Below are 21,692 nucleotides of genomic sequence, written 5' to 3'. Positions count from 1 at the left end.
TGAGCCGGTCAGCGGCCAGGCCCCGGATGGGCGCGGAGCCGCCGGCCAGATGCGGCACCCGGGGTCCGTCGGAGCGCGTTGGAGTATGCGCAGGCAGCGGCGGCGGGTCATCTCTCCGCCGCCGCAGAAGACTTCCGGACCTGTCTCAGCCGTAACGGCGGCGGGGGTGCAGATCAGGCCGTGCCTGTCGCGCAAGCGGTTTCGAGAGCGATGAGGCGGTGGGCGAGGGTGCGCGCCGGGCCGGTGAGGCCCTTGAGGATTTCCCGGGCGTAGGGGCTCCGAGGGTGGTGGGCGAGATCCTGGACGGCGCTCCAGAGTTCCGCGATGCCGGCCAGGCTGTGCTGGACGTGGCGGATGGCGTCGTGGCGCTGGGCGAGGTACTGCTCGGCCATCTGATGGGCGTGGCGCCAGTCGACATCGCCCGCTTCGGCGGTCCGGGCGAAGGCCGGCGTGGTGTCGCCGTCGGCGAGGCGGATGGCGTCGATCTCCTCGACGCGCCGGCGGAGGTGTTCCTCCTCCTGTCGGGAGTCGAGGACCGCGGTGGCGTCGGTGACGGCGAGGTGGCCGGCGATGACCTGCTCGGCGAGGTCGGGGGCGTGCTGGCGCAGTCGTGCGTGCTGGGCGAGGAGGGCCTTGGCGTCAGCCTTGCGTCTGCGGACGGCGGTGTAGGCGGCGTTGAGGGCGAGGGTGCCGATGCGGACCTGTTCGGCGAGGTCGGGGGCGTGTTCGAGCACGGTGGTGGCGATGGACAGCCGGGTGACGTTGATGCCGCAGCGGGCGGTGTCGGACGGGAGTGAGCCCGGGGACAGTGAGCGTGCCATCGCGGCGATCATGGCGTGCTGGCTCGCGGTGGTGTTCGGGCGGTGGCGGTTGGCGGACACGATCAGGCAGACCGGATCGTCGCCCTGATAGGTGGTGAAGCGGGGTTCGACGTCGGCCAGTTCGCAGGCGGCGAGTCGTCCGCGGCCGTCCAGGAGGACGCCGTCGGCGTCCAGGATGACGGGCTCGGTCAAGCCGTTGCTCTCGATGTCCTGGGCGAGGTCGAGGAGTTCGTCGGGGCCGAGCACCGGGAACAGAGCGGTAACGGGGTGGACCTTCACAGTGGGATCTCCTTGATCGGGATGGGTACCGGGGCAGAAGACGCCACAAAGGGGCATATGGTTCAGCGGCTGCGCCCGGGCCCTCGCCAACCCGCTACGAGCTCCCGGTGTCGCACACCGCGACTCCGGCCCGCCCGAGAACCACGGGACATCACCCGCCCAAAGGCCAAACCCGCCCTGCGGGACCCGGCCGACTGCTGCACGGTGGTGCGCACGGCCCGGTGGGCGGCCTCCCGGGCGCAGTCGGCGACGTCGCGGCGGTGGCGCTGGGCACACGCCCGCATCGCCGCAGGAGCAGGTTCACTGTGCGCATACCGGAGGGGACGGCCGAAGCCGTCCAGACGTGTTGAGGGGCAGGCGGCCGGGCGTCTGCCGTGGATGGTCAGCCAGGCATGGGGGTGGGCACGGGAACCCGCTGGGATCGTTCGGGATCAGATGGGGAGCCTGTTTGTGCCCGAGGCCGCCGATCTGGTGATCGACGTCCTCGGGCGACAGAGGACGAGCCTTGTGGGCGGCAAGTCAGGCCGGGGCCGTCTGCGCGCCCCACTGGATCTATTCGGCCCAGGCACGCTCCAGGTGGGTACGGAAGGTGGCGGGCTCTCGCCCGATCAGCTCGGCCAGCGTCGAGTCGACAGCGGTGAACTCGCCGTTCCGCGCCGCGGCGAAGATGCTCAGCATGAGGTCGGCGATCGGGGCCGGGGCGCCGTGCGCCAGGACCTGCTCGCGGAAGGCGTCGTCGGGGATGACGGTGCGGGTGAAGGGCCGGCCGGTGGCCTGGGACGCGATCTCGGCGACGGTGTCGAAGTCGAGCGCAGCCGGGCCGGTGAGCGGCGGGGTGGGCCCCTCGAAGAGGGCCTCCTCGGCGAGGATCACCGCGGTGGCCTCGGCGAGGTCGTCGTGGCCGGTCCAGGCGACGGGGCCGTCGGCGGGGAGGGCGATGTCGCCGGTGTGGCGGGCGGACTCCAGGAACTGCAGGGCGCTGGAGGCGTAGAAGCCGTTGCGCAGCGCGGTCCAGGGCAGGCCGGTGGCGCGCAGCAGGTCCTCGGTCTGGGCGTGGTCGCGGCATGCCTGGAACCGGGCGTCGTGGGCGGCGCCCATCTGGCTGGTGTAGAGGATGCGTCCGACGCCGGCCTGCACGGCGGCGTCGATGGCGGTGCGGTGGCCGGCGACGCACTCCTGGCCCGTGCGGTCGAGGGAGACGAGGAGCAGTTGCTCGGCGCCCTCGAAGGAGTGCACGAGCGAGGCGGGGTCGTCGAAGCTGCCCTGGCGGACGCGGACGCCGCGGTCGGCGAGGTCCTGGGCCTTGCGGGGATCGCGGACGCTGACGCCGACGCGGTCGGCGGGGACGCGCTCCAGGAGGCGCTCGACGGTGCGGCGGCCGAGCTTTCCGGTGGCTCCGGTCACGATGATCATTGGGTACTCCCGACCCTGGTTCCAGTGGAATCACTTCAACGGTAACACTGGAAATTCCGGTGGAACCAAATCCTCGGTATCATCGGTTCATGGCTATGCGCGACTCCACCGACAGCCCTCGGCACCGCATCGTCGAGGCGGCCGTCCAGCTGCTGGAGAACGGCGGCCCTGACGCGGTGAGCACCCGCGCGGTCGCCGCCGCGGCCGGGATGCAGCCGCCGGCGATCTACCGCCTCTTCGGCGACAAGGACGGGCTTCTCGAGGCCGTCGCCGAGCACGGTTACGCGCAGTTCCTGGAGAGAAAGCGCGCGCAGCTCGACCCCGACCCGCAGGACCCGGTGGAGGAGCTGCGCCGCGGCTGGGACATGGTGGTCGAGTTCGGGGTCTCCCGGCCCGAGTTGTTCGCGGTGATGAACCGGGCCACCGGCCGGGGATCGGACGTAGCGCACCGCGCGGGCCTGGAGATCCTCCATGGGCGGGTGCGTCGGCTGGCGGCCGGGGGGTGGCTGCGGGTCGACGAGGAGCTGGCCGCCCAGATCATCCAGGCAACCGGCCAGGGCGCGGTCACCACCTGGCATTCCACCCCCGCGGACCGCCGCAATCCGGCACTGTTGACCGTCCTGCGCGAGTCCATGGTCGCAGCCGTCACCCGCGCTGAGCCGGCGCTCCCCGCCGCGGAGTCCGGTCCCGCCGCAGCGGCCCGCGCCCTGCGCGCCGCCCTCCCCGACGACGCCGATGTCCTGAGCGACGCCGAGCAGCGCCTGCTGCGTGAGTGGCTCACGCGCCTGGCGGCGGACGGTGGCGCGCCGCATGCCTGATCGCACGTCAGGCGGCCCTCCGCCTGGGAGGAGGCCAACCACGCCGACGGCGTCCTGCGCGCCCAGGACGTCCCCACCCATTGGGAGGTGGCCTACCACGACTCGGGCGCCGGACACGTGTACACCACCGTCACCCTCACCTGGGGCACCGGCCCCGACGCCGGCCACACCCGACTCGCGATCCAGAGCGACCTGAGCACCAAGCTCATCTCCGACATCGAAGACGGCGGCGCCGGCTCCTTGCTGGGAGTGTCAGTCCAGGGCGCGGAAGCTGCCCACGTCCGTGTTCCTGAGGGTTTCGAACGGTCCCAGGGAGTCGGAGGCGGGGCCCTGGCAGTTGTCGTCGGGGAACAGCAGGATGGTGCCGCTGGTCGCGTTGGTGATCGTGGTGCCGGGGCCGGTGCCGGGGTAGCACTCGCCGGCCTGCGGGTTCTCGACCGGCATGGCACCGCTGGAGCCGATCGCGATCACGAGACCGGGGGCGGCCGAGGCGGACGGGGCGTCGACGAGGGACAGGGCGATCAGGGCGGCGGTGACCACGAGGGCCGCGCGCGGACGCAGACGCATGGGGAACCTCCCGTACAGGGCATGGGTGGTGGGGGCGGAAACGGCGAAGGCCCCGGCCGCCCGGCGCCCTGCCACTCCCGGTGGCCGACTTACCCGCGCCCGGCCCAGCGCCCCGGCGGCGCCCGCCCGTTCACCCGAAAAGGGGGCCGCACCCCACCGACCGCACGCCGCCGAACACACCCCTACGCCGCCCCGCACAACCCCGCCCGAGCAGGACGACAGCGCCCGAGCAGGACGACAGCGCTCCCGCACACGTCACACGCCGTGCGGATGATGATCGCAGGTTCTCCGGAACCCCCGGGCGCGCGTGGGAGAACTGGCTCGTGCGAGCAACCCGGTGCCCCTTCCCGAACGAGATCCGGCACGCCGCAGGGGTCGGCCATCAGCAGCCATCGACACCGTCGTCCGACTCACCCAGATGCTCGCGGCGTGCTCGGCATCCCGGCGGCTGGGGCGGGCGCGGTGAGGATGCCGTTGAGGAGGACCTGGAAGATCCAGCTGCGGCGTTCGCGTGGGCTGCCGGTGAACAGGTCGTCAGATGTCGCTGCCAGGTTGGGGTAGCGCTCGGGTGAGGCTGAGCGCAGGGCCTGGGTGAAGGCCGCCCACTCCTCCTGGGCGTCCGGTGCCTGGTGCCGCGTTCCGTGCTCGGCGGCAGCTGTGGTGGCGAACTGCAGCAGGAGGTCAACGCCCCAGGCGGCGCGTTCACCCTTGACGCCACCGGACTCGAGAACCGCCAACAGCCCTTCCAGCAAGGCGAGGTAGTGCTCGCCTCTCGGGCGGGCGACCAGGGCGGAGCGGGCCAGGCTCGGGTGCTCGTAGAGGACCTGGATGTAGGAGGTGAGGATGTCGATGAGACGCTCGCGCCAGGGGCCGTCGTCCGTCACGGGAGTGAGGTCGACTTCGCCGAGCAGCTCGTCGAGGACCGCGGCGTGCAGTTCGGCCGTGTTGCGGAAGTACACGTACAGCGAGGCCGGCCCGGTGTCGAGTTCCTGGGCCAGGCGGCGCATCGTCAGCCGCTCCAGTCCTTCGCTCTTCATGAGCGTGACCGAGGTCGCCACGATCCCGGCGCGGCTCAGTGCGGGCTTGGCGGGGCGCTCCCGGCGGCTGCGCGGGGCGGTAGGTGCTGTCATGCGATCAGTTTAACGAACACGTTCGCAGGCTCCAAGCAGCCTCTGGCGCACCAAGCCGCCACCAGGGGGTCGCTTCCTTGCACCAGACCGGGCTCACCCATGACGCAGTGTGATCGCGACCAAGCTCTACGAGGTGGACCCCCGGGAAAGGGTCTCACGACCCAGCGAACGAACTTGTTCGTAACGAACAGATTCGTTACCATCGCCATATCAGCGCCCTCGAAAGATGGTCGCCCCCTGGAGCGAGGCGGCCGGGCGAGGTCGGACAAGGTTCGACCTGAACGAGCCTGGGTGCACATGCCAAAAACGGAGGTTTTTATGTCCGCTTTCATTGCAAATGTCCGAATCTTCGATGGCGAACATGTTCGCTCCGAACGCATGGTGGGTATCGAGGGATCCAAGATCGTTTCTGTCGGACAGCAGCCCCCGGGAGGGGCGGAAGTCGTCGACGGCCAGGGCGGGACACTGCTGCCCGGCCTGATCGACGGCCACGTCCACACGTCGCTGGAAGGACTGCGGCTCGCGCGCGCCTTCGGTGTGACGACGGAGCTTGAGATGCAGGGCTACTGGACGCCGCAGCAACGCGAGGAGATCGACGAGGACGACGGCATCGCCGACGTGCGCTCCGCTCTGCTGGGCCTGATGGCGAAGGACGGCCATCCCCACGAGCTGATCGCCGAGTTGGCCGAGCACCGGCCGGGCGGGGGCGGTTGGACGCCGCCGTCGGTCTCGACCCCGACCGAGGCTGTGGCCCACGTCCGGGCGATGGTCGCCCAGGGGGCCGACTACATCAAGGTCATGATCGAAGAGGGCACCGTGATGGGCCACCCCGGGCTGCCCATGATCAGTGCCGAGGCGCTCAAGGCGGGTGTGGCAGAGGCGCATCTGCTGGGAAAGAAGGTGATCGCGCACGCGATGACGCTGGCTGCCACCGAACAGGCCATCGATGTCGGAGTCGACGGGCTCGCGCATCTGTTCATCGATCGGCCGCACACCGAGGAGATCGTCTCGGCGATCGCCGACGCCGGCATCTTCGTCACCCCGTGCCTGGTGATCAGTTCCTCCGTCATGGGAGGCACCGGCCAGGCGCTGGCCGACGATCCGCGGGTGGGCGCCAAGCTGCCGCAGCAGTGGCTGGCCACGCTCCGCGGCACGTTCAGCAAGTACCCGGAGGGCAGGCTCGACCAGGTGCTGGAGAGCGTGGCTGCCCTCCACAGCGCAGGGGTCGACATCATCGCGGGGACCGACGCCTCCATCCCCGTTCCCGCCCACGGCGGGGTGGTGCACGGCGCGAGCGTGCACCACGAGTTGCAACTCCTGGTCAGGGCCGGGCTGACGCCTCTGCAAGCGCTGCGCGCTGCCACCTCCGTCCCGGCGCGGCGGTTCGGCCTGGACGACCGCGGTCGGATCGCCCCCGGGGCACGCGCCGACCTCGTCCTGGTGGACGGCGATCCGACGACCCGCATCGAGGACAGCCTGTCCATTCGGGCGGTCTGGCGCCGTGGAACCGTCTCCGCCGACTAGCCGTGCCGGCTTCGGCTCGGGTCCCTCGCGGGCGCGCGGGACCCGAGCCGGGGAGCAACAGCCGGGGGAAGCAACAGCCGGGGAAGCAACGACCGCCTCTGGGGAAGCGCAGCGGCCGTCGGATGACTGTACGGACCCATGCCGCCCCGATCTGACCGAGCCCGTCCCGCCGCGTTCTGAAAGGAGCGGTCCACCATGACCGCAGCCAACTCCGCACCACTCGAAGGGGCCGCCGAGCCCGTCGTCCCCAAGAACATCCGCTGGGTGCTGCTCGGCATCATGCTGGCCCTGCTGCTCTCCCAGCTCGACGGCCTGATCGTGGGCACCGCGATGCCCACGATCGTGAACGACATCGGCGGGGTGGACAACATGTCGTGGGTCGTGGCGGCCTATACCCTCACCACCGCCTGCTCGACGCCGATCTGGGGCAAGTTGGGTGACCTGTACCACCGCAAGACCGTGTTCCTGGCCTCCATAGCGGTCTTCCTGAGCGCGTCCGCACTCTGCGGGATGGCCTCGACGATGAACGAGCTCATCATCTTCCGGGCCCTACAGGGCGTGGGCGCGGGCGGCCTCGGCGCGGGTGCCTTCGCGCTGATCGGCGCCCTGCTGCCGCCTCGGGAACGCGGCCGTTACCAGGGCATGGTCGCCATCGTCATGGCGGTCGGCAGCATCGGCGGCCCGCTGGCGGGCGGCGTCATCACCGGCCACCTCGGCTGGCGCTGGGCCTTCTACCTCAACCTGCCCATCGGGCTGATCTGCATCGTGTGGTGCCAATTGCTGCTGCACGTCCCGCACACCCGGCGTGGCAGGGTCGTCATCGACTGGCTGGGCATCACCTTGATGACGGCCGTGGTCAGCACCATCGTGTTGGCGGCCACCTGGGCGGGCAGCACGTATGCCTGGGGTTCGTGGCAGATCCTCACGCTCGCCGCGGCCACCGTGGTGCTGCTCGTGGCCTTCGTCGCCGCCCAGCGGTGCTCCACCGAGCCGCTGCTGCCGCTTCGGATCTTCACCGGCAGCCGTAACTTCCCGCTGGCCGCCGTGCTGCTCGTCGTCGCGGGCGTGGCCATGTTCGGCGGCACGCTCTATCTGCCGCTGTACCAGCAGACCGTGCAGGGCGCCTCCGCCACCAACTCCGGCCTGCTGTTGCTGCCGATGATGATCGGCACCGTCATCGCCTCCAACATCGCAGGCAAGGTCATGACCAGGACCGGCCACTACAAGATCTTCCCCGTCATCGGCGCGGTCTCCCTCACCATCGGCATGGCCCTGCTGTCCTCGATGGACACCCACACCTCCCGAACCGTCACCAGCGCCTACATGGTCCTGGTCGGCATCGGCACCGGATTCACCCTGCAGATGGCCAACACCATCGCGCAGAACAGCGTCGAACTCCGCGACATCGGCGCCGCCTCGGCCTCCACCCATCTGTTCCGCACGCTCGGCGGCTCCCTGGGCGTCGCGGTATTCGGCTCCCTGTTCACGCGAGCCGTCCAAGGCCACGCCCCGGCCGACGGCGCACCCGAGGGCGGTACGGCACTGGCGCACCTACCGCGGGTGGCTGAGGACGCCTATCTGCGGGCGGTTGTGCACGGCACCCACCAGATCTTCCTTGTGGCCTCGATCGTGGCGGCCGCCGGCCTCGTCGCCGCGGTCCTCGTGCAGGAGGTGCCGCTGCGCGGCGAGCCCGGAAGGGTGCACGCCGCCCCCGGGCCGAAGGTGCAAACGGCAGCGAAGTAGCGCCGCCCCGGCCAGCGGGGAGGCGGTGGCAGGGCGCTCCGGCGAGCCGGAGGCGGTGGCAGGGCGCTCCGGCGAGCCGGAGGCGGTGGCAGGGCGCTCCGGCGAGCGGGAGGCGGTGGCAGGGCGCTCCGGATGACGGCCCACGCCAGCCCGGGGCTTTGCCGGGCGACGTGCGCCCGTTCCGCTCGCACGAACTCCCGGCCTGTCGCGACCACCGCTCCCCCCGGCTCACCGAGCCGGGCATGCGCTGGGAGTAGCCGGACGCGGCCGGGGCGCAGGGACGCAACACGCCCGCTGCGACACGGCCCGCCGGCCCCTTCAGGAGGGCTAAAGCCCAGTTCAGGGGTACAACACGTCGTCACCCCTGGCTGTGAAACGATCAGCGCATGTTGGGTACACCGTTGACCGAGGACGAGCTGGACGACTGCTGCTCGCAACTGCCCTGCGATTTCTGTGACGCGTTCACGGACAGCGAGGACACGATCGACGTCGAGATCGTCCGAAGCGGCGCGCGGACGCTCTACCTCAGCTACTGCTCCGAGGAACACCTCAGGGAGCACCTGTCCCAGCCGCTGCCGGCGGCGGAGCCACTTCCGCAGCCCGAGTCGGGCGAGCAAGCGGAGGGCGGGCTCGGCTGTGTGTATGCGGTGGCGGCGCTCGCCGGTGCATGTCTGCTGCTGGCCGTGCTGTCGGCGATCGGTGTACCGCTTTGGGGATAGGGGCGGAGGGGGATCTCACGCCGTCGTCGGTGTGGCTCGCAGACCGCCGAGCAATGCGGCCAGGTAGCGGTGCGCGGTGTCGATCCGGTCTGCCGGGGCGCTGCCGTGTACGTCTACGGCGTGGGCGATGCCGCACATGAGCGGGACCAGATCAGCTGCGGCCAGGTCGGGGCGGACTGCCCCGGCCGCGCGGGCTCGGTCGAGGAGTGTGGTGCCGGTCGACCACAGGGACTCCTTGAGTTCCGTGGTGCGCGGCAGGGCGTCGACGGAAGCGGCGGTGACCGGCGCCAGGGAGGCGTCGCTGACCTGCGCCTCGACGGTGCGGGTCAGGAAGCTCTCCAGCGCCCGCCAGGCGTCGGTGTCGGCCACCGCCTGCCTGCCGTGGGCGACCAGGGCCTCCAGGCAGGGGGTGGCGACGGCCTCCAGGAGCGCCTCGGGCGTGGCGAAGTGGCGGTAGACGGTGCCGACTCCGAGTCCGGTGCGGCGGGCGACATCGTTGAGCTGCAACGGCGTGCCCTGGTCGACCAGCTCGCGGGCGACGGCCACGATCCGGTTCCAGTTGCGGGCCGCGTCCTTGCGCAGTGGAGTCGTCGTCATGGGGACATGCTAATCGGATGGCTCATCCGGATGGCCCCGCTATCCGTGCCGGGCCGGGTCTGGCGGGTCAGGGCGCCACGAGGGGCGCATACTGCCGGCTGAGCCGGCGCACGGCTTCGGCGACGCGGGGGTCGGTGGCCGCGCGCACTGGCGCCGCCGGGCGTGCCGCGGCACCGATGACGATGCCGGTCCGGCCCACCAGGGACTCGTCGGTGGCGGCGATGATGGAGGGCTTTGCGGCCTCGGCTGCCGGGCCCGCGGTGGAGCGTTCGAACTTGCGGCGCACCAGCGGCCACAGCAGCCGCAGGGCCGGTGAGACGATCTTCGGGTCGGTCAGGGTGCCGTTGGTCATGTCGGTCGCGGCGCCTCCGGGGTCGGCGGCGAAGACCGAGACGCCCGTGCCGTCGAGTCGCGACGCCAGGTCGAGCGTGTAGGCGAGGTTCGCGAGCTTGGCGCGGCCGTACCAGTGGAAGCCGTAGTAGCCGCCGGGCGGCTCGACCGCGTCGAACACCCGCTTGGCGACACCGACAGCACCCGAGGTCACGTTCACGATCCTGCTCGGGGCACCGGCTGTGAGCGTGGGCAGCAGCAGTTCCGTCAGCAGGTACGGCGAAAGGTGATTGACGACGAACGACGCCTCCACCCCGTCCAGTTCCTGTCGATCCGCGAACATCGCTCCGACGTTGTTCACCAGCACGGTCAGCGGTTCGCCTGAGGCGGCGTGGTCGTCGGCTATCCGGCCGGCGAGCTCGCGCACGTCATCGAGCGAGCCGAGATCGGCGGGCAGGAACCGACCGGGCCGCGTCGGATTCACCGCGTTGATCCGGTCGACCGCCCGGGCGCCCCGGTCGGCACTGCGCCCGACCACGGTGACCGAGAATCCGGCGGCAGCCAGTCCCAGAGCCGTCTCCAAGCCGATGCCGGCGGTCCCGGCCGTGACCACGGCTGTCTTCCTCATGCGTTCCTCCAGTCCGGCGATTCGGATAAGTCATCCGCTTAATGGCGACGGTAGCACAACTGGATGACTCATCCGCTTGTGGACGACAGATGTGGCCCCGCCGTCGGCGACGAAGCCCCCGCGAGCACCAGGCCCCGGAGCCCTCAAGGAGCGGCGGTTCGGCGCTGCCGCAGCGACGGTCGTCTCGCGGGCTGACGTAGACATCCACCGGCCGGCATCCCCAGTGGGCAGCTGGGGAATTACGTGCGGGGGCATCGTCGGCCGGTCGGAGCCGTCTGGCAGACTCCGCCGCATGGGAATGTTCAAGCGGGCGATCAAGGCGGATAGTGCAGGTCAGGCTGGGGAGCGAGCTGACCTGAGCGCACTCCTGCTGCAGGGTGAAGAGATGATCGAGCAGGTGGGTCGGGCTCACATGTCCTGGGGCTTGGGCTCGGCGGACCGCTGGGATCTGGACCAGACGACCGGCATCATCACCTGGACGTTCCCCGACAAGATCGCGACTGCACCCGCGCAGATCCTGGGCAGCTTCGCCCCGCGGGCCGGCTCATGGATGTGGGCCTGGGCCAACCAGAGCCTCCTCCCCGACATGAGCCGCGACTCTCGCAGCTTCTGCGACTGGGCGGAAGCCAACGGACATCCCGGGCTGGCCCAGCCCAAGATCGATGCCGACGAGCAGACTGCTTCGACGCTCGCAGCCCTGGCGTTCCGGGTCACCGGGGCGACCGGGTATTACAGGGGTACAGGGGGCAACTCCTCCTACGTGATCATCACGTTCGGGCCGGTCACCCTGACGAAGGCGGACGGCAGCGTCTCCACCTTCGACATCAATGTCGGCTAGCGCCGGGTCGGTGCCCTGGGCCTTCGCCGGGCACCGACCCTGGTGGTCCGCCGTTCTATGAGACAGCCGGTCCGCTCTTCTCGGCGGGATTCCTGGGGCGCTTGTTCGGGCGGTAGCTGGGGCCGTTCATGATGACCTGGTGGCTGGTGCTGATCAGCCGGTCCAGCAGCGGCTCGGCGACGACGGGGTTGGGGAAGAGCGGCCCCGGCCTCTGTCACCCGGCCGGCGACCAGGCGCACCCGGCGGTAGGGCATGAACGCGCCACGATGCCGACCCACCAGCCGGCATCGTGGCACGCGGGCGCGCCATGAGGCCCCGACGGCAGGCGCATTCGGCCCGGGGCCAGCTCTTCACCTGCCCCCGGCCGCAGCCGACCCCCGCCGTCGCCCTGCACCCCTCCTCGATCCGGCGGGACGTCTCCGACCACCCGGGACCCGGGATGCTCCTGGAGAAGTAGTCGGCGGAGCCACGGCGCGGCCCCAGCCGCCCGCCCCGGTCGGCGAGTTGCCCGCCCCGTTGGCCAAGTAGCGTGCAAACCCTGGCCATCTACCGTGCACAGTCTCACTGTGCTGTGTGCCGAGACACGTTAGTCGTCATTCGGACACGGTTCCTGACATCACGGGTCGCGACGGGCGGACAGTCCGAAGCGTGTCTCCTTGGTGCGCTGAGCAGTTGCCCGGATGAACGAATCCGGTTGGGCGATCACTGATCAGCCGGCCCCGGTCGAAGGGGAATCATGATCCGCAGGATCACAGTGTGCTCGTCCACCGCTCTCGCTCTACTCATCGCGGCACCGGCCGCCGTCGCGATCGGCAATGACACGGACGTCGCCAGCGCCAACGGTGCCAAGACCGGCTACGGCAACACCGCCACCGGTGGCAAGCAGAGCCCCCGGATGAGCCTCATCCAGGGAACCCTGAACAAGCCCTGTATCGGGATTGGGAAGGCCGGGGTTCAGTCGGTCCTTGCTTTGATCAACGTCGGCGTGCAGGACGTCCCCGTCCTCACCTCGCAGCAACAGCAGCAGTGCACCGACAACAGCACCATCCAGGACGGCGACGATGCCTTGTCGCACCTGGTCGACGAAATCCCTGTCCTGTCCGGCAACGGTTCCGCCAACGGCCACTGACGCTGTGGCCGGGTCGTCCTGCTCGACCGCAGCGACGGCCGCGGCCAGGTGGTCGGGAAGGTGGACGGAAGGACCAGGTGCCGGCGCCGGAACGGCGAGCGCTACGTGGCCAACGGGCGGGCAACTCGTCGACCGGCCTCGGGGAATTTCGGCGCGGAGGAGGTCACCGGACAGCGCGGTGACACGGGCAGGCGTCATCGACGTTCCCGGTCGGACGCCCGGCCCCGGCCCGCCCCGGGCCGGGGCCGGGGCCGGGCTGACAAGAACGGACAGCAGGTCGCTGGTGACCGGCAGGCCCGCGACGGAACGGCCCGCCAACGGCGCCCCCGGACAGGCGGCTTCATACGGCAGACCGGCCGCCGGACGGCAGCGCAGCGGGCGGCTCGTCGAGTGCCGACCCCGCCCCCGGCACGGTGCGCGGCGGGAACACCGGGGACGGCCCGGCGGCCGCGTCCCGGGGCCCGCGGCCCCGTACGCCACCGCGAAGGTCCACCCGCCGGTAGGGTCGGGTCCCAAAGGCCCCGCGCCGCGTGACCACGAACGGGCACGGCCGCCAGCTCCCGACGTTGAATGAGTGTTGTCGGAGAGCTGGCTCGCCCTCACCTCGTGTAGATCACGCACCAGGTGCTGCGCCTTGATGTGCAGGTGACAAAGAGCGCCCGGCTGCGGTGACCTCCAGCTACTTGGCCCCTCCGGTGAGATCAGGGCGGGCGAAGCGCACCCTAGGTGCCGGCCGGAGGGGCCGTCCGGACGTCCCCTCCGCTCCGGGTGTGTTGGTGGTTCAGGTGCCGAGGAGGCGGTCCAGCAGTGCCCGGTACTCGCGCAGGGTGAGGCGCAGGTCCTCCGTGCTGGCAGCCGGTGCGCCGTCCGGTGCCGCTTCGGCGTCGCGCAGCCGGTGGCGCCGCTCGGTGACGGCCTCGGCCAGCAGGCCGACCGACTTCTCGATCAAGGCGTCGGCCTGCTGCACGGCCTGACGGGGATCGTCGACGAATCCCGCCTGGACGGAGTGCCATTCGGCCCGCAGTCGCTGCGTCCGCTCAACGCCGAGCCAACCGCCCGATCCGCTCTCCGCAGGTGCCGCCAATGCCGGTTCCGGGTCACCGAGCCGGGGGCCCGGCAGAGGGCGGGCGGGCTGGGCGGGCTCGGACGGCCGTTCTGCGGCCCGGTCGCCTCCCGGTACGACGGCGAACCGACCTCCGGCAGCGCGTCGGTCGGGCGAAGCTGCCGGGCGGCCGACCTCCGGGCCAGCCGGGTCCGGGCCGGCCGGGTCCGGGCGGGCCGTGCCGGCGCGAGCGGCGTCCGGGTAGGCGCCGTGCCAGGGGGCGGTGTCCGGCTTGGCCAGGTTCGCCCGACCGCTGCGGGGGTCCGGGGCCGGCACGTCGTCGGGATTGTTCCGGGCTGCGGAACCGTACTGGGACATGGTCATCCTCTCCTTCGTGGGGTCGTCGGCGTCATCGGGTGGCGTGGCGCGGGCCGGAGTGGCGGATGGCACCGGTGGAGTTGCCGGCAGGGGCCGTCCTCCCCTCCTCGTCGCCGCCGGAGCGGGCCACCTCGAGGCACAGGTCACGCACGGCCAGCAGCGCCGTCCGCAGTTCCTCGGTGCCCACCCGCTCTGACCGGCTGCGCTCCAGCACCTGCCGCGCGGACCGGTAGCCGGGCACCAGGGCGGCATGGTCGACCGAGAGCATGGCGAGCCGGTCCTCGGCCGGGAAGCCGATCTCCTCGAGCGTGCCGTCCAGAAGGGTCATGGCCTCGTCCAGCGAGCGGGCGGGGTCGTCGACGAACAGCTCCTGGAGGGCAGCGAGCTGGTTGCCGACCTCTTCGGCGCGGCGCTGCGGCAGCCGGGTGAGCGCCAGCCGCCGGGCCTGTCGCAGCCGGCCGGCCAGCTCGTGCTCGGCCTCCCTGGTGCGGCCGCCGTGCGCCCGCACCGTCCGGTCGTACTCCGGACCGAAACGCTGTCGCAGCCGACGGGTGTTCAGCCGTGGCAGCAGCACGGCGAGGGCTGCCGCGGCTGCCAGCACGACCACCACCAGAACGATCCAGATGCTCATCCTGCTCCTCCTTCGGTTTGGCCACGGCTCGGAGTGGCTGGTCGGTCCCGTCATTCGGGTTCCCGCTCAGGCGATTCCAAACAGCCAGTCCCCCGGAAGCGTTGGCCGCCCGGGTTCGGGGAACCCGTCCTGTCGGCCTAATGGACGCTCATGTGACCTACACGTCAGCGCAGTTCACCCCGGGGAGGCAGATCGCCATGTTCCGCCGCCCCCGTCGGAGAGCCACTCCCGACACCCAAGCACCCGCACCCGTGCTCGCAGGCCGCCGACTCCCCCGGTACGTCAGCCTGTCGATCACTTCTGCCGCGATCGCCGCGGTCCTGGTCGCCGCGGTCCTGGTCGCCTCGGCCTCGCTCCATCTGCTGCCGGGCCTGCCCGACCCGTTCGCCGAGAAGACCACCGACCGCAGCCAGCCGGTGCTGCTCAGGTCCATCCAGGACATGAGCCGCTACACGGCCGCGAGCGGCAACTTCCAGCTGGTGGTCGACCTCGACCGCGAGGCCGCCTTCCTGCCCTCGAGCCTGCTCGGCCGCCGGACGCTGTATGTGGCAGCCGGGAGCGTGGAGGCCTACGTGGACCTCGGCAAGGTCCCCGGCTCCGGCGTATCGGTCTCCGCCGACCGGCGCAGCGCCACGATCTCGCTGCCGCACGCCGAGCTGGGGCAGGTGGCGCTGGACCCCAAGCAGTCCTACATCTACTCCCAGGAGCGCGGTCTGTTCGACCGGATCGGCGACTTCTTCTCCGGCAATCCGGGCAACCAGCAGCAGGTGGAGCAGCTGGCCTCCCAGCGGATCCAGAACGCCGCGCAGTCCTCAGGGCTGCTGCAGCACGCGGAGCAGAACACCAGGGACGCGCTCCAACAACTACTGCGCTCGCTCGGCTTCACCACGGTGGACGTGCACGTCGGCTGACCGAGGCGTTCGGGCAGGCGGCCCGGCCGCCGGATGTCCACCGACCGTTCTGCAGCGAGTTGCCGCAGAAGCCGTTTGCCGGCGGGCGCCGCGGCGGCGCAGGCCTGCAGATCAGAAGCGGTCCTCCGTGACCGGGTCCTCGCCGTCCTCGTCCTCGACCACGCCGCCGGCAGCGAGTGCTGGAGGCCGGCCTCCCGCTGGTGCCGGATCAGGCCGAGGTGGGCGTCGTGGACCAGGACCGCGCGCTCCCGCACGGGGATCGGCGCGGTCACCGTCGGGTGGCCGGCTCGTCGGCGTCGTCGGGCAGGGTCGGCAGCGGCCAAGACGGATCCGGTGCCCAGGTGGGCCAGTCGGCGGCGAACGGTCCGGTGCGGTTGTCGAGCATGGCGATCGCCCGCCCTTGGGCTCGCTCGACCTGGTGGTGGAGGTAGTCGTCGATCACACCGAGGCGGCGCAGCTGGGCGTACTCGTCGCGGTCCTTCCAGTGGTGCCCCGACTGGTCGGGGGTGACGACGAGGTCCAGACACAGGTCGAGGGTGTCGATGCCGCCAGGACGGCGCCGGCAGGGCTTCTCGAAGTTGACGTACCAGCGCAGCGGCTCGTGGGTGGTGGCGTCCTGGAAGCAGTGCACGGAGAACCACTCGTCGGCCAGGAAGTGGCTCAGCACCTCGGTGCCGGTCCACCGGTGGCGGCCGAGGGTCCAGGTGCCGGCCGCCAGGTCTTGAAGGCCCTGCTTGCGGGTGGTGTCGTCGCCGGTGCGCGTCGCGGTGATCCAGGTCGTCGGGGCCAGGCTCTCGATCCCCGGCCAGTAGGCCAGGGTCAGCACGTGGCCGGTGTCGTCGATCACCCGCTGGGGCATCGCGGTCCACACGCGGTCGGCGTGGACGTCGCGGCGCAGCACGGTGGTGCCGGGCTGGAACAGGTTGGTGTCGGTCACGGGGCAAGCCTTCCCGGCGACGGGTCCGGGAAGTCCGCTCGAAGGTGTGACGGCGGGTCAGGAGATGGGTAAGCCGTAGCGCTCGGCCGCCCACCGGTTCATCGGGGGTGGGAGCAGTCAAGACCGTCAGCATCCACGGGTCAGCACCCCAGCCCCTACCCCCGATACCCCCGTCGACACCGCCAACGCGCTGGGCTTCAACGCGGCGGGTGCCCGGCGGCGAGATGGGAACGGCCGGCCGGGCACCGCGCGCCGCGCTCGGGGCTGGGCCGGCGCCCCGATTCACTGACCGTCGTCCGCCACCACCCCACCGGAGCCGATCGACTGGCCCCGTGAGCTTGCCGAAGCTGTCAGCAATCCAGTTCGTAGAACTGGGGCAGGAGTTGGGCAAGGAGGCAGCCGCTCACGGCGTCGAGAACCAGCCGAGGACCGTGGCCCACGAGTGATCAGTGTGGCGCGGTTTCGACCGCGAAGCCGTGGAGGAGGGTTCCGGTGGTGTCGGGGTCCTCGATCATGGGGGTGTGGCCGACTCCGTCGAGGATCTCGATACGGGCGTGGGGGACTTGGCGGTAGTCCTGGGCGGAGGCCGGTTGCCATCGCCGGTCCTGGGACCCGAAGACCACCAGGGTCGGCAGGCCGAGGCCGGCGAGCCGGTCAGGAATGGGCCGCTCCTTCAGGTACGCGCTGGACGCCTCGTCTGTCGCCGTAAGGCTGCGGTAGGTCATGCCCCGGACGTCCGCGACGATCCGGTCAGGGATCTTCACGTCGCGGGTGAACGCAGAGCTCAGCGCGGCACGGACGGTGCCGTCAGTGCGCAGCCGCCAGATGACTTCCGCCACCACCGGGGTGGACATCAGGTGGGCGGCGAAGCTGTCGCCGGTGTACGCGTCCAGCCGCGGGCCGGTGTCGACCAGAGCGATCGCCCCCACCAGGTCGCGGCGCTGCTCGGCCAGCGCGGTGGCGACGGCGCCGCCGGTGGAGTGCCCGACGACGGTCGCACGGTGCACCCCGAGCCGGTCGAGCGCGGCAGCGACCCGGCGCGCCTGCTCCGCCATGCCGTAGCCGTCGGCGGGTTTGGCCGATCTGCCGTGCCCGAGCAGGTCCACCCGCACCACGTGCAGGTCCCGCAGCGCCGGCAGGACCGGGTCCCACCAGGCCGTCGAGCCGCCGAGGCCGTGCAGGAGCACCACCGTGGGTGCGTCGGGCGGCCCGTCCTGGGCGACGTGGAGGTCCCCGCCGGGAATGCGGACGATCTGGTCGCCGGAGGCCCCGGCCGTCTGGCTGAGCACGGACACCGTGTTCCCCGTGAGGAGGAGGGCCAGCACGCCGGTGGCCAGCAGGGTGATCCGCCACCGGCGGGTCCGCGCCCGCGGTCTGCGCGGGACGTTCGGTGCCGCGTCCCGGCGGCTGTGGGTGCGCTTGTTCTGCGGAGTGGTTGTCCCGTCCATGGCTCCTCCGTCGGTCGGTGCGGGATGCGATCACTCTCGCGGTGGCGGGCGCGGGGCGTCTTGGAGAAATGTCGCGCCTCGCACGGTGGTTGATTCCGGCGCCGATCCGCTCGTACCGTCGAGGGGTGCAACCTGTTGTCCGGACGGCAGACTCCACCGCTGCCTGGGAGATCGCGCGACCGTCACGGGTGACCGCGCGGCCCGGTGTCGACATGGCCGGGTTCCGCATTCGCGGCGACAGCCCGATCGACCTACGAGCCATTCCTCACCCAGCCGTCACCGTGGCCGTCGAGCTCGGTGACCGCCCGTTCGACATCCACGGCGCGGTCGGCCGGATGCGGTCGGAGAGCCTGACGGCCGGGCTCGGCTTCAGCGCCTTCCAGGTGTGCGCCGAGGACGTCGAGTGTGTGCAGATACGCCTGTCTCCGCTTGTCGCGCACCCCGTACTCGGACTCCCGCTCGCGGAGTTGCGCGGGAGCGTCATCGCGCTCGACGACCTGTGGGGCCGTGCCGCGGCGCGCCTGCGGGAGCGGCTTCACCACGCGCGGACCTGGCCGGAGCGTTTCGCGCTGATCGACACCGAACTGATGACCCGGTTCCATGCGGGCCGGGAGGTCGATCCCGAGGTGGCCTGGGCCTGGCGCCGGATCGTCGCCAGCCACGGACAGGCCCGCGTGAGCGAGCTCGCAGGCCGGATCGGTTGGAGCCGGCAGCGCACGTGGTCACGCTTCGGCTCGCAGATCGGCCTGACGCCCAAACGCGCCGCCATGCTGGTCCGCTTCGATCACGCCATCCATCGCCTTGTTCGTGGAGACGCCCCCGCGCAGGTGGCCGCGGACGGCGGCTATGCCGATCAGTCCCACCTCCACCACGACGTCCGCGCGTTCACCGGGACAACTCCCGCCGTCGCCGCGCACGAGCCATGGCTGGCCGCCGATGACAGAGCCTGGCCCGCGCGCGACGGCGCGGAGAGCACGTTCCGCTACTGAGGTGGGTGGGATCGGTGGGGTGAGTGACAGGCCGGTGCCGGCAGGCATCCCTCGATGAGGGCGGGTTGGGGTTGGATACGCCGCAGTCCGCGTCGGAGGGCGCGGGTGTGGTGATCCGGATCGGTGAAAGCGGTGTTTGCCATTTGCGCCGCCCCGCAGGAGCGACCAGAGGCCTTCGACCGGGTTGAGGTCCGGTGCATATGAGGGCAGTTGGAAGATGGGCGGCTTCCCGGGCCCGGGCTTGTTCCAGGGCGTGCTGGATGTTCTCCAGAGTCATCCCGGCGGCCTGGCGGCGGACCCGGTGTGGGACGTCGCCGAGCAGAGCGTGCTCCTGGCTGTCGGGCTCGTCCTCGTGGGTGTGGTCGGGGCGGGCGGGGTGCTGGGCGAGGGCTGTGTGCGGCGTCGCGCCGGCCTGCCACGCCTCTTCGTGCACGACGGGCTCCGGCCGGCCGTCCGGGCGGGCGGGCGCTGTAGGCGATCCGGCCCTCCACCACGGCCACCCAGCCGGCGAGGCCGTCGATGTCGCGCTCCGGCCAGCCCTGGGCAAGGCCCGCGAATCGTGAAGATCTGCGTACGGCTCGGCATCCCGGCCTTGGCCGATCTGGCGTACATCGGTGCCGGCGGCACGTTCGCCGTACCGATCCGGCGAAGGCCCGGCAAGGAACTCACCGCCGGGCAAAGATCGCTGAACCGGGTCCATGCTCGATTCCGGTATCCCGTCGAGCGGGGAGTAGCCACCCTCAAGCACTGGCAGATCTTCGTCACGCCCGTTGCAGCCCGAACTGGCTGACGTCAGCAGCCAAAGCCGTCCTCACCCTGGAGCTGCAACGCTGAAAGGCTCGCTGTACTTGTCTGCTTACCGGAGTCGGGACTGTGCTCGGAACAGGTAGGTGAAGGCGCTTGTCGGGCGCGCCGGCGGTGTGAAGCCTGCGATCGCGCCAAGGGCAGCGACGATCGCACCGGTGGGGTCGGCCTGGTGAAAGGTCCATGCCGCCCCTGCTCCGGCCAGAGCGCGGTGACGGCACCGGACGAGGTTTCCATCGCACGTCTTCGTTTCCATCGCACGTCTTCGCAAGACATCGGATCGGTCTGTCGGACCCGGCGGCCGATGGACAGTCGGCCAGCCCAGTGATCACCGGCGCCCCGCGAGCGCGGCGCCGAACCGGCCGCCGCGCTCGCGCAGAGGTCTGGGGGTGTGCCCCATGCCCGGCAGGGGTGATCAACTGGCCGTTGGCGGCCTGCCCTCAGGTGCGGTCGGATTCCAGCGGCTTTCCACCACGATCGCGATGACCACCCCGACCACGGCAACCGCCGCGAGCACTCCGAGCTCAGCCACGGCCTCGCCCCTGGAATACGAGCTCCACAGCGCGTGAATGGTCATAACCAGCGAGACCAGGCCGATCGGGGCACCGGCGAGTGCCGCGGCCGCAGGGGCGTACCGACCGCGCCGCAGGGCCGGCACAGCCACCAGGAGCAGCAGCAGCTCGCAGACCGGCCAGGCGGGACGGAGCACACCGTCGAGCATGCTCAGGGATCGGAAGAGGTCATACATGTACGTGTGGCCCCACATCACGCCGCCGACCAGCACCCCCGCGGCTGCGGCCAGGCCGCGTTGCCAGGTGGCCGGGCCCAGCAGGTCCGGCGGGGCGGCAAGCAGGATCAGAACCCACAGCGCCTGGGGGCCGACCTGGATGACCAGTCCGATCAGGCTCGAGATCCACGCCGTGTGGTGGTACGCCATGAAGTCGAGATTGGCGACGAGCCAGGTCACGACCGCGAGCAGCACGGCGACCGGTCCGAGCAGCCGCGCGGCCGTCCACCGCCCGACCACGGCGGCGGCCGCCGCGGCCAGGAACAACGCCTGGCTGCCCCGGCCGATCCAGTACGCGTAATAGAACGACGGGGCGGAGGGAACCCACAGAGCCGCGTCCCCGTGGCGCAGCCAGGCGCGTGCCAGCATGTAGAGGTCCATCAGGGAGATGCCCGCCGCCGCGGCGGCCGCGAACGGCGCGGCCATGGCCGCCAGTCGTGCGAGGGTGCCGCCGGACCTCAGGCCCAGACGAGCGCGCACGCCGTGCCCGGCCAGGTCGAACAGTTCACGCGCGACGGCCCAACGGCTCGCGCCGGCCGTGGTACCGGCGAACACTGCCGCGATCTCCTCGCCCCACTCACGGCGGTACTTGGCCGGGTACAGGCGCAGGGCCCCCCTCAGAGCGCGGTCGCTCATGACGCGAAGGCCCCCTTCATCCGCGGACAGGCGGAAGACAGCCGGCGATCGGCCTCGGCGGCGACGGCGCGCAGACGTTGCGCCTCGGCGCTGAGCACCTCGCGGCCGGAGTCGTTGAGGGCATAGGTGCGACGGGCTCGGCCGTCGACGATCTCCTCGCTCTCGACCCGGATCAGGCCCTGGCCGAGCAACCGGTCCAGCGCGCCGTAGAGAGTGCCGGTGCGCATCTTCACCCGGCCGTCGGAGATCTCGGCGATCTCCCGGATGAGGGCATAGCCGTGCCTGGGGGCATCGGCCAGCGCGGTCAGCAGAAGCAGCGTGGGCTCCTGCAGGGAGCGTTCTGTCATGCACCTATATATATCCCCTACCGGCATATGCTGTCCTGCGAATCTTCATCACAGCGAATGCGCGTCATGACCACTGCCCCGCCGGTCGGTTGGAACAAGCCGCTGCGCCTGGGCGGGGGCGGGCCCGCACGGGTCAGGCGTGCTCGCGGACGGCCTTCCCGGAGGCCGTCCGCGAGTGTACGCACGATCGGGTAGCGACAGCCTCGGCCGAGACGGTCACTTCCCTCATCAGGAGCCGACTTGCTC

Annotated in this window: 22 protein-coding genes and 2 pseudogenes; 10 read left to right on the top strand and 14 right to left on the bottom strand. The window is 71.1% G+C overall.

Annotated features, from left to right (window positions below):
• Positions 1-173 precede the first annotated feature (173 nt).
• Positions 174-1,100, bottom strand: a complete 927-nt coding sequence (locus tag ACZ6Z8_RS12570) for a hypothetical protein (RefSeq protein ID WP_465608885.1) — start codon at positions 1,098-1,100, stop codon at positions 174-176.
• Between the two features lie 552 nt (positions 1,101-1,652).
• Positions 1,653-2,513: an SDR family oxidoreductase gene (locus ACZ6Z8_RS12565; protein WP_465608883.1), complete on the bottom strand. Its 861-nt coding sequence runs from the start codon at positions 2,511-2,513 to the stop codon at positions 1,653-1,655.
• 89 nt (positions 2,514-2,602) lie between these two features.
• Here ACZ6Z8_RS12565 and ACZ6Z8_RS12560 point away from each other — a divergent pair, with 89 nt between their 5' ends.
• Positions 2,603-3,331: a TetR/AcrR family transcriptional regulator gene (locus ACZ6Z8_RS12560; protein WP_465608881.1), complete on the top strand. Its 729-nt coding sequence runs from the start codon at positions 2,603-2,605 to the stop codon at positions 3,329-3,331.
• Between the two features lie 252 nt (positions 3,332-3,583).
• Here ACZ6Z8_RS12560 and ACZ6Z8_RS12555 read toward each other — a convergent pair whose 3' ends face one another.
• Together ACZ6Z8_RS12555 and ACZ6Z8_RS12550 are read right to left on the bottom strand one after the other, a co-directional pair.
• Positions 3,584-3,898, bottom strand: coding sequence for a hypothetical protein (locus ACZ6Z8_RS12555; protein WP_465608879.1), 315 nt, complete (start codon positions 3,896-3,898; stop codon positions 3,584-3,586).
• A 410-nt stretch (positions 3,899-4,308) separates the two neighbouring features.
• On the bottom strand, positions 4,309-5,028 hold the full coding sequence (locus tag ACZ6Z8_RS12550; RefSeq protein WP_465608877.1) for a TetR/AcrR family transcriptional regulator: 720 nt from the start codon (positions 5,026-5,028) through the stop codon (positions 4,309-4,311).
• 318 nt (positions 5,029-5,346) lie between these two features.
• Between ACZ6Z8_RS12550 and ACZ6Z8_RS12545 the strand changes: the two genes are divergently transcribed.
• From ACZ6Z8_RS12545 to ACZ6Z8_RS12535, 3 genes are all read left to right on the top strand, one after another.
• Complete coding sequence (locus ACZ6Z8_RS12545; RefSeq protein ID WP_465608875.1) at positions 5,347-6,552, top strand: amidohydrolase family protein; 1,206 nt, start codon at positions 5,347-5,349, stop codon at positions 6,550-6,552.
• A 195-nt stretch (positions 6,553-6,747) separates the two neighbouring features.
• Entirely contained in the window at positions 6,748-8,295 is a 1,548-nt protein-coding gene (locus ACZ6Z8_RS12540; protein WP_465608873.1) for an MDR family MFS transporter, read from the top strand.
• 401 nt (positions 8,296-8,696) lie between these two features.
• The gene (locus ACZ6Z8_RS12535) at positions 8,697-9,014 is read left to right on the top strand and encodes a hypothetical protein (RefSeq protein WP_465608871.1); all 318 of its coding nucleotides are present in this window, start codon (positions 8,697-8,699) and stop codon (positions 9,012-9,014) included.
• Between the two features lie 15 nt (positions 9,015-9,029).
• Here the strand turns inward: ACZ6Z8_RS12535 and ACZ6Z8_RS12530 are convergent, their stop codons facing one another.
• Positions 9,030-9,611 carry a TetR/AcrR family transcriptional regulator gene (locus ACZ6Z8_RS12530; RefSeq protein WP_465608870.1) on the bottom strand — a complete coding sequence of 194 codons (582 nt, stop codon included), beginning with the start codon at positions 9,609-9,611 and terminating at the stop codon, positions 9,030-9,032.
• 67 nt (positions 9,612-9,678) lie between these two features.
• On the bottom strand, positions 9,679-10,569 hold the full coding sequence (locus ACZ6Z8_RS12525) for an SDR family NAD(P)-dependent oxidoreductase (RefSeq protein WP_465608868.1): 891 nt from the start codon (positions 10,567-10,569) through the stop codon (positions 9,679-9,681).
• Positions 10,570-10,861: 292 nt separating this feature from the next.
• Between ACZ6Z8_RS12525 and ACZ6Z8_RS12520 the strand changes: the two genes are divergently transcribed.
• Complete coding sequence (locus tag ACZ6Z8_RS12520; protein ID WP_465608866.1) at positions 10,862-11,407, top strand: DUF6882 domain-containing protein; 546 nt, start codon at positions 10,862-10,864, stop codon at positions 11,405-11,407.
• 55 nt (positions 11,408-11,462) lie between these two features.
• Here the strand turns inward: ACZ6Z8_RS12520 and ACZ6Z8_RS12515 are convergent.
• A pseudogene (locus ACZ6Z8_RS12515) lies at positions 11,463-11,609 on the bottom strand (ATP-binding protein); the annotation flags it as partial.
• Positions 11,610-11,714: 105 nt separating this feature from the next.
• Here ACZ6Z8_RS12515 and ACZ6Z8_RS12510 point away from each other — a divergent pair.
• Together ACZ6Z8_RS12510 and ACZ6Z8_RS12505 are read left to right on the top strand one after the other, a co-directional pair.
• Positions 11,715-11,864, top strand: a complete 150-nt coding sequence (locus ACZ6Z8_RS12510) for a hypothetical protein (protein WP_465608864.1) — start codon at positions 11,715-11,717, stop codon at positions 11,862-11,864.
• 279 nt (positions 11,865-12,143) lie between these two features.
• Positions 12,144-12,536 (top strand): rodlin, encoded by a 393-nt coding sequence (locus tag ACZ6Z8_RS12505; RefSeq protein WP_465608862.1) that lies wholly within the window; start codon positions 12,144-12,146, stop codon positions 12,534-12,536.
• A 781-nt stretch (positions 12,537-13,317) separates the two neighbouring features.
• Here ACZ6Z8_RS12505 and ACZ6Z8_RS12500 read toward each other — a convergent pair.
• Both ACZ6Z8_RS12500 and ACZ6Z8_RS12495 read right to left on the bottom strand, forming a co-directional pair.
• Positions 13,318-13,956, bottom strand: a complete 639-nt coding sequence (locus ACZ6Z8_RS12500) for a hypothetical protein (protein WP_465608861.1) — start codon at positions 13,954-13,956, stop codon at positions 13,318-13,320.
• A gap of 31 nt (positions 13,957-13,987) precedes the next feature.
• Positions 13,988-14,587 carry a hypothetical protein gene (locus ACZ6Z8_RS12495; protein ID WP_465608859.1) on the bottom strand — a complete coding sequence of 200 codons (600 nt, stop codon included), beginning with the start codon at positions 14,585-14,587 and terminating at the stop codon, positions 13,988-13,990.
• Positions 14,588-14,739: 152 nt separating this feature from the next.
• Here ACZ6Z8_RS12495 and ACZ6Z8_RS12490 point away from each other — a divergent pair, with 152 nt between their 5' ends.
• Positions 14,740-15,498, top strand: coding sequence for a DUF4230 domain-containing protein (locus ACZ6Z8_RS12490; RefSeq protein ID WP_465608857.1), 759 nt, complete (start codon positions 14,740-14,742; stop codon positions 15,496-15,498).
• A 268-nt stretch (positions 15,499-15,766) separates the two neighbouring features.
• On the opposite strand, the gene ACZ6Z8_RS12485 is transcribed toward ACZ6Z8_RS12490, so the two are convergent.
• Complete coding sequence (locus ACZ6Z8_RS12485) at positions 15,767-16,435, bottom strand: ribonuclease FAU-1 family protein (RefSeq protein WP_465608855.1); 669 nt, start codon at positions 16,433-16,435, stop codon at positions 15,767-15,769.
• A 446-nt stretch (positions 16,436-16,881) separates the two neighbouring features.
• Positions 16,882-17,883, bottom strand: a complete 1,002-nt coding sequence (locus ACZ6Z8_RS12480; RefSeq protein WP_465608853.1) for an alpha/beta fold hydrolase — start codon at positions 17,881-17,883, stop codon at positions 16,882-16,884.
• 212 nt (positions 17,884-18,095) lie between these two features.
• Between ACZ6Z8_RS12480 and ACZ6Z8_RS12475 the strand changes: the two genes are divergently transcribed.
• On the top strand, positions 18,096-18,872 hold the full coding sequence (locus ACZ6Z8_RS12475; protein WP_465609158.1) for a helix-turn-helix domain-containing protein: 777 nt from the start codon (positions 18,096-18,098) through the stop codon (positions 18,870-18,872).
• An 18-nt stretch (positions 18,873-18,890) separates the two neighbouring features.
• Here the strand turns inward: ACZ6Z8_RS12475 and ACZ6Z8_RS12470 are convergent.
• Positions 18,891-19,091: pseudogene (locus ACZ6Z8_RS12470) on the bottom strand (hypothetical protein); the annotation flags it as partial.
• 340 nt (positions 19,092-19,431) lie between these two features.
• On the opposite strand from ACZ6Z8_RS12470, the gene ACZ6Z8_RS12465 reads away from it, so the two are divergent.
• A complete protein-coding gene (locus tag ACZ6Z8_RS12465) occupies positions 19,432-19,662 on the top strand; it encodes a transposase family protein (protein ID WP_465608852.1) in 231 nt (76 codons plus the stop codon).
• Between the two features lie 429 nt (positions 19,663-20,091).
• Here ACZ6Z8_RS12465 and ACZ6Z8_RS12460 read toward each other — a convergent pair whose 3' ends face one another.
• On the bottom strand, positions 20,092-21,099 hold the full coding sequence (locus tag ACZ6Z8_RS12460) for a hypothetical protein (RefSeq protein WP_465608851.1): 1,008 nt from the start codon (positions 21,097-21,099) through the stop codon (positions 20,092-20,094).
• Positions 21,096-21,446 carry a PadR family transcriptional regulator gene (locus ACZ6Z8_RS12455; protein ID WP_465608849.1) on the bottom strand — a complete coding sequence of 117 codons (351 nt, stop codon included), beginning with the start codon at positions 21,444-21,446 and terminating at the stop codon, positions 21,096-21,098. The genes ACZ6Z8_RS12460 and ACZ6Z8_RS12455 overlap by 4 nt, the downstream gene beginning before the upstream one ends.
• Between the last annotated feature and the right edge of the window lie 246 nt (positions 21,447-21,692).

Source organism: Kitasatospora sp. NPDC101108 (genome assembly GCF_055584725.1).
The sequence above is the reverse complement of the archived record's forward strand: the minus strand, read 5'-3'. Positions and strand labels throughout refer to the sequence as shown.